This window comes from Alphaproteobacteria bacterium, assembly GCA_018667735.1.
GTDB lineage: Bacteria > Pseudomonadota > Alphaproteobacteria > Rickettsiales > JABIRX01 > JABIRX01.
Genome location: JABIRX010000058.1, coordinates 1 through 6,849 on the forward strand (window position 1 = coordinate 1; position 6,849 = coordinate 6,849).

Annotated in this window: 6 protein-coding genes; 2 read left to right on the plus strand and 4 right to left on the minus strand. The window is 33.8% G+C overall.

All coding sequences use genetic code 11. From position 1 onward, the window contains the following. The 3 genes from HOH73_06160 to HOH73_06170 all read right to left on the minus strand — a co-directional run. Window positions 1-916, minus strand: a 916-nt coding sequence (locus HOH73_06160; protein ID MBT5828437.1) for a hypothetical protein, incomplete at its 3' end; no start/stop codon positions are given. Window positions 917-1,183: 267 nt separating this feature from the next. Then, window positions 1,184-2,146 carry a dipeptide epimerase gene (locus HOH73_06165; GenBank protein ID MBT5828438.1) on the minus strand — a complete coding sequence of 321 codons (963 nt, stop codon included), beginning with the start codon at window positions 2,144-2,146 and terminating at the stop codon, window positions 1,184-1,186. Next, window positions 2,146-3,144 carry a DUF1611 domain-containing protein gene (locus HOH73_06170; GenBank protein MBT5828439.1) on the minus strand — a complete coding sequence of 333 codons (999 nt, stop codon included), beginning with the start codon at window positions 3,142-3,144 and terminating at the stop codon, window positions 2,146-2,148. Before HOH73_06170 ends, HOH73_06165 begins: the two co-directional genes overlap by 1 nt. Window positions 3,145-3,394: 250 nt before the next feature. Between HOH73_06170 and HOH73_06175 the strand changes: the two genes are divergently transcribed. Next, on the plus strand, window positions 3,395-3,961 hold the full coding sequence (locus tag HOH73_06175) for a hypothetical protein (protein MBT5828440.1): 567 nt from the start codon (window positions 3,395-3,397) through the stop codon (window positions 3,959-3,961). Between the two features lie 367 nt (window positions 3,962-4,328). Here the strand turns inward: HOH73_06175 and HOH73_06180 are convergent, their stop codons facing one another. Then, window positions 4,329-6,092, minus strand: coding sequence for a sodium:proton exchanger (locus HOH73_06180; protein ID MBT5828441.1), 1,764 nt, complete (start codon window positions 6,090-6,092; stop codon window positions 4,329-4,331). A 218-nt stretch (window positions 6,093-6,310) separates the two neighbouring features. Here HOH73_06180 and HOH73_06185 point away from each other — a divergent pair, with 218 nt between their 5' ends. Further along, complete coding sequence (locus HOH73_06185) at window positions 6,311-6,712, plus strand: DedA family protein (GenBank protein ID MBT5828442.1); 402 nt, start codon at window positions 6,311-6,313, stop codon at window positions 6,710-6,712. The last annotated feature ends 137 nt before the right edge of the window (window positions 6,713-6,849 follow it).

A 6,849-nucleotide genomic window follows, 5' to 3' on the forward strand; every position in this document is an offset into this window, starting at 1 on the left:
CTGCTGCTGCTGCTGCTGCTGCTGTTGGTGGTAGTGCTGGTCGTACTACCCCTACTCCTGCTTCTACTCCTGCTAGTGATGCTGATCCTCTGGAACCTGTCCCTGCTTCTCCTAGTTCTGTTTCTGCATCAGATACTGCATATCTTTTTTCTGATCTTAGTGCTGCTGCATTATCTCCTTGCGCTGCTGGTGATGCTGCTGTTCCTCCTTGTGATGTTGCTACTTGTTTTCGTCTGCTTGGCACCCGTGCTGCTGCTGCTGCGGCTTGGTCGGCTGCGGCTTGGTTGGCTGTGGCTTGGTCGGCTCCGGCTCCTGCTGCTCCTGCTCCTGCTAGTCCTCCTGCTTCGGCGCCTACTCTTCTTACTAAATTTTCTATCATCCCACTATACTCTTCTTTACTTACCTTATCTCTGTCGAAAGGTGATGGTTTTTTACTTAGGTCTCCTAGGTCAGATTTTAAGTTATCAATGGAATAATTTCCTTGATAAACCATTATGGCATTACATTGTATGTATGCCTCTAGCATATTGTTAAAGTATGTTTTTTTATGAGTGTCATCCTTTTTATATACTTTTTGCAACAATGAACGAGTAAGATCTTTTTTATCTGTGGAACCTGAATATTTTCGTCCCAATTTACCAATTATAGCTACACGATGAAAATGTTTGCCATCTCCACTAAAATCTCCACCTTCCACAAAAGGAGTTGCTGCTGCTGATTTTTGTCCTACTGTTTTCTGTCTAGGATCGTATGAACCACTTTGTTGACCTTCTACTCGACCTAATAATTCTATAATATTTTTTGCTGCTGCTTCTGCTTCTGCTCCGCATTGAGTTACCTCTTTTGGTATTTCTTCTGTTAATGCCCATGCTGATTCTGTATTTACAAAACGAATTATTCTTTGCAATATATCCATAAATTTCCTTCAATTCTTTACTGTTTATAAAATACAATATAACATGATTTATAAATGAATTCAAGGGTTTATTATGGTAAAATAAAATTATTTAGTAAAAAAAAACAATTTGCTTAGTATTTTTAACAGTATAATCCATTTTAATCTCATCAATTTGATGAATAAACTTTAACCAAGATGCTAATTTTGCTAACTGTAGTTAATGCTGTAAGATTAGATTTTTATTCACTAAAAATAATGGTTTTATCCCACCGCGTCATTTAAACATTACAAAAAAATCTTGTTTTTAGCATATGTTAATAAATTTCTATCTTGCTTTAGCAATAAAGCACAATCTAAATCAACCAAATCAGCTTGTTGCGCTAAATAATATGCTGGTAAAATAGATAAAGAACTGCCAACCATACAACCAACCATAATTTTAAAATTTAAAGATCTAGCAAGATTATATAAATTTATTGCCTCAGTTAAACCACCCGCCTTATCTAATTTTATATTTATCATCTCATATTTACCCATCAACCCCACTAAATCTTCAGCTATATGACATGATTCATCCGCGCAAATTGGTATTTTGCTCTTTATTTTTAACAAAATATCATCTTCCCCAACCCTAAAAGGCTGCTCTATCATGGCAATATTTTGTGCCACACATATAGCTAATAACTCGCTATATTCGCTTTGCGGCCAAGACTCATTTGCATCTAATATAATCACATTATCTGTTGCGGCCTTTCTTACCCCAATAATGCGCTGCTTATCTTGCTTGTCACCTGCTAATTTTAACTTTAAAATCCGATATTTAGCCTTTAATGCAAGCGCCTCCCTTGCCATGATATGGGGCTCATCAATAACTAAAGTATATGCTGTTTCTATTGGCTTTGGCTTAGTTAAATTAGCCATTTCAGCCAATGATTGCTGCGCTTTATGACATTCTAAAGACCATAAAGCACAATCAAGTACATTTCTTGCCGCACCATGCTTTAGTAGTTTTTGCACATCTGCCCGGCCAGCACCCCGCTCTATTTTAAGCCTAACCTCTTCTATTTGCTTTATGACCAAAGCACAATCTTCACCATATCTAGCATAAGGAACCGACTCCGCCTCGCCCGTAAAATTACCCTCACTTAACTTAACATATATAACTTCACTAACATATCTGGTGCCATGCGCAATCTTGAAAGGCTGCCTTAATAAAAACTCCTCCCGCTTAACTTCTAATTTACGCATTATATTAACTTTAGTAATTTATCAGCAGAAAATCTAAATGGATCACCCGCTGGAAGGTTAAATTCTGACTCAATTTTAGCTAAATAATCTAACGCAGCCCCTTCTTGCATATTGCTCGTGTTACAAGATATAGCTATAGTTTTAATGTTACGGTTAGTTAATGAACCTAATTGCTCATTTAACTTCATACATGCCCCCAAATCAGGCAATTTATAATCAGGCAAGTGACGCATATGCTTTCTTGCTGCATCATGACATAAAATCAAATAATCTGGGGCAGCACCATGCAACAAACCTAAACTAACCCCCGCAAAAGAAGGGTGATATAAAGAGCCCTGCCCTTCTATAACATAATATTGATCATCAGCTAAAGCAGGAGTCATATATTCAACTGCACCCGCAATAAAATCAGCAATAACCGCATCAACCGCAATACCCGATGAATTAAGCAAAATTCCAGTTTGACCCGTGGCCACAAAATGAGCTTTTTTACCTTGCTGATTTAATGCGCGCTCTACCATTAATGCCGTGTACATTTTACCCGAAGAACAATCAGTGCCAACCGTTAAAATTCTTTTACCTCCCCGCTTTAAACCTGTGGCTGTAGTAAAATTTTCCGTACTAAATCTTACATCATGCAATTTAACCTTAAACTTTTCTGCCGCCTCCTTGATTATAGCAACATGCTCTAACCTCACATGTAAACCACTTGCAATATCTAAGCCACAACTAATAGCTGTCAAAATTGCGGGCAACCATTCATCCGCTATAAAACCTCCACTATTTGCAAGACCAATAATAAAAGTTTTAGCACCTTTTGTAGCAGCCTCTTTTATAGTTAATTCAGGCAAATTAGTTAATACTAATTTAGAACCTGCCATTTTGTTATAACCCATACAAAATTCTGGCCTAAACTCAGCAATAGCTACAGCTGTTTTAGCGCTAATACGCTCATCTGCATTGCCCGTAAATAATAAATATGGTGTTTGAAGCTTAATTGTCATTTTAACTAATATCTAACTTAATTGCTGTTTAATAAGGCATCCGATGCCCCCCTGACATACAGCATATATTACCCCCCCTTTATATTAAAGTTACATTTTTATATTTTAAACAAATAATAATATATCACATCAAGATCAAACAACCTAATACCCGCCCAATGTGATTTAAATTATGCGTTAAAAATAATATTACTTGTAAAAAGCAAGCTAAAGTTATTAAATATAATTAATTTATAGCAGAAAAATGGCACCAATTAAAAAAAATCCGCAAAAAAAAGAAAAAGCTAAAAAAAATACTAGCAAAGTAAATCCTCGCTTAACAAAAATTAAAGCGCAAGCAACAAATAAAAAATTCAATGTAAATAAAAACTACAAAAATCTACCTAAGCAAAAACATCAGAACACTAAATCTATATCCTTAAATTTCGCCTTATCAGCCTTTAGCGTCTTTATATTTGTCATATTATTTGAATATATTTGGCATGATGTAATATTAAAAGAACTATATTTCAATAATCAAAACTTATGGCGAAACGCAAATGAAATTAACCATTATCTAAAATTTACCCTTCTAACACAAGGCTCTTTGGCAATTTTATTTACCATAATTTTTAGCCACTATCATTCAAATAAAGCCCTAGGTAAAGGACTGCAATTTGGTTTTCTCACTGGTTTATTTTTGGCCATTACCCAAACAACCCCATACGCAAACATGCCCATAGCTGGTGACTTAGCATTCTTATGGTTTGTTGGCGGTTTATTACAAGGAATTGGTATTGGCTTGGTCTTAGCTTGTATTTACAAAAAATAATCTGCCTAAAATACAACTAAATTATCGCAAAAACTAATCGCAATTATTGTAACTAACTAAATGCAAGATCTAATCTTGGGGCAGGCTAACTAAAATTATATTACCCTCTCTTTCCATGCTAAGCAAATTTAACAAAATTGCTAGCTAATAAGTGTTTTGCACAGCAAATATGGTAAATATTTTAAGATGTTACTTATGCGCAAAAATCTAATATCAATATCCAATAATTACAACCTTGCAGCTCTAATGAAGTGATCCATAGATTAGGAAATAAGGTTAAAGAACTTAAATGACAATAATTTAAGTTAAGCACCTTCACGCTAAAACTAAATTTTGCTCAAGATCAAGCTTATAAAACAAAAATAGACTAACTTAAATCTGCATGCTTTATTAAAGATATTTTTCTGGTTTGATCAATAAAGTCTACAGCTTCTAAATGCCTCATACCTAACGACTCTAATAAGTGACTTGCTATTTGTAAGCCAGACTCAAGAGTTTCAGGAATAACATGCCTAGCACCATTTTCATACAGCTCCTCTAATCTAGAACTATCTTTTGCTCTTACAATTATAGGTAATGTAGGGTTCAATTTTTTAACTTCCCTTAAAATATGCAAACTATCATTTATGTCTTGCACAGCTATCACAAAAGCCGCCGCATTAGTTATGTTTAACCTTCTAAGCAGAGCTGATCTTTTAGCATTGCCATATAAAATTTTAAAACCTCTCTTTTTATTTTGCTCTACTAACTCCATCTTTTTATCTATAGCCACATAAGGTACTAGCTGTTTTTCTAAAATGTCACCCAAAACTTTACCAACTCTACCATAACCTACAATTATAACATGCCGATCTTCTTGATTTAAATGTTGCTCAAATTTAGCAGTGGTTATATTTACTTTGAAAATTTTTGCAATTAGCTTCCTCAGTGGCATTGCTAGCTTAATAGTAAATGGGGTAATCAACATTGAAATTGCAACAATCATCAACAAATATTGTGCATCATTTTGCACAAGTAAGTTTTTAGCTAAAGCTACCCCAATAATTAAAAAAGCAAATTCTCCACATTGAGCTAATATAACCGACACTTCTATTGCCCTAGTTTTTGGCACTTTAAATAGTAAACATAAGATAAAATTGATAAAAGTCTTAAGCGCAAATATTGCAAGAGCAGCAAATAAAAACCAGATAGGTTGTGCTAAAAATAAATTTACATCTATCATCATACCGATAGATAAAAAGAAAATACCAAGCAACATACTTTTTAATGGTTCAATAATAACCTCTATCTCATGCTTATATTCTGTTTCTGCTATTAACAAACCAACCATAAAGGCACCAAGCGCAGCTGATAAGCCAAAGCTTTCAGTTATTGCCGCAGCAGATACTAATAAAAACATTGTAATAGCAGTTAACCATTCCGGATGATTGGCCAAGCTAAGATAATTTAATAAAGGACGCAAAATAGTTTTACCAACAAAATAAATCACCAAAATAGCAACAAAAGCCGTAAATAGCGCCTCCATTAAAATAATAAAAATATTCGCCTCAGCTAAATTACTAAAAGCACCAACCAAAACTAAAATTGGCACTACAGCTAAATCTTGCATCAATAATACTGAAAATGCTATTTTGCCCACAGGCTGATTTAACTGATGCTTCTCTTGCAATAAATGAATAATTATCGCAGTTGAAGATAAAGAAAAAGCAGCGCCTATTAAAATAGCAGTTTGTAAGGTTTGCTTAAAAGCTAAAGCAATTATGGAAATTACAATTGCGGTAAAAATTATTTGTAACGAGCCTAAGCCTAAAACATAAGTTTTTAACTCTTTTAACCGCTTAAACGACAACTCTAAGCCTATCATAAACATTAAAGCTACTATACCAAGCTCTCCAATCATAGCAACTAACCCCTCATCTGCTATTGTAAAGTAACTTAGGAATGGATATGAACTTACAAAACTATTAATACCATGCGGCCCAACCAATAAACCACAAATTAAATAGCCCAATATTTGTGATACACCTATCCTTTTTAAAAATGGTACAACTATACCCGCAACAGCAAAAAATAAAATCATGCTCGATAAAAGTGGCAAGATGCCATGCGCTTGGTGTGAAATTTCCGTCATTTTTTTACTTTGTTTATTTAAAGATACTATAAATGAACCGATTTTTCAAAGTATTTTTACTAAATATAGTATAAAAACAAAGATTATACCACTTAACTAGTCGAAAATTAATAGCACAACTCCAATGATAATTACTAGCCACACTATAATTTGAAGTTGCTTTTATCGCTGATTAGCGTTTTTATGCAACAATTATTAACAGCTAAAAAATTCATTATATGTCAGATTTAAGCCTATTATTTATCTCTGCTTTTTTGGCAGCTACTATATTTCCAGCTCAATCTGAATTATTATTTGCAAAATTATTTACAGCAGGTGGTCATCATGATTATAATTTATTTCTTAGTGCCACTAGTGGTAATGTTTTAGGAGCAGTTGTTAATTGGTTACTTGGCTTTGGCTTAATTTACAAAATTAAGCCACCAAGCAATAAATATAAAAAGATTTTCAACAAATATGGTACACCTTGTCTTTTATTTAGCTGGCTACCCATAATTGGTGATGGCTTAACCTTAATTGCAGGCTATTATAAGATTAATTTTTTTATTTTCTTAGCTCTTGTAACTATTGGTAAAGCAAGCAGATATTTAGTGCTGATCTATTTTTTAAAGCAATTTTAAACCATAAAAAAGGCTCCTAAAGATAGGAGCCTTTTTTATTCCTTATATCATCAATTTTTTCTCTACCGGATGTTATCAATTAACCCTCCTTAATTAAATATCTCTTAAATATTACCGTAACATATTTTTCTGATTAA

Coding starts and splice junctions, on each gene's coding strand:
- HOH73_06180 (MBT5828441.1), bottom strand. CDS start 6,092: ATGACGGAAATTTCACACCAAGCGCATGGCATCTTGCCACTTTTATCG.
- HOH73_06175 (MBT5828440.1), top strand. CDS start 3,395: ATGGCACCAATTAAAAAAAATCCGCAAAAAAAAGAAAAAGCTAAAAAA.
- HOH73_06165 (MBT5828438.1), bottom strand. CDS start 2,146: ATGCGTAAATTAGAAGTTAAGCGGGAGGAGTTTTTATTAAGGCAGCCT.
- HOH73_06185 (MBT5828442.1), top strand. CDS start 6,311: ATGTCAGATTTAAGCCTATTATTTATCTCTGCTTTTTTGGCAGCTACT.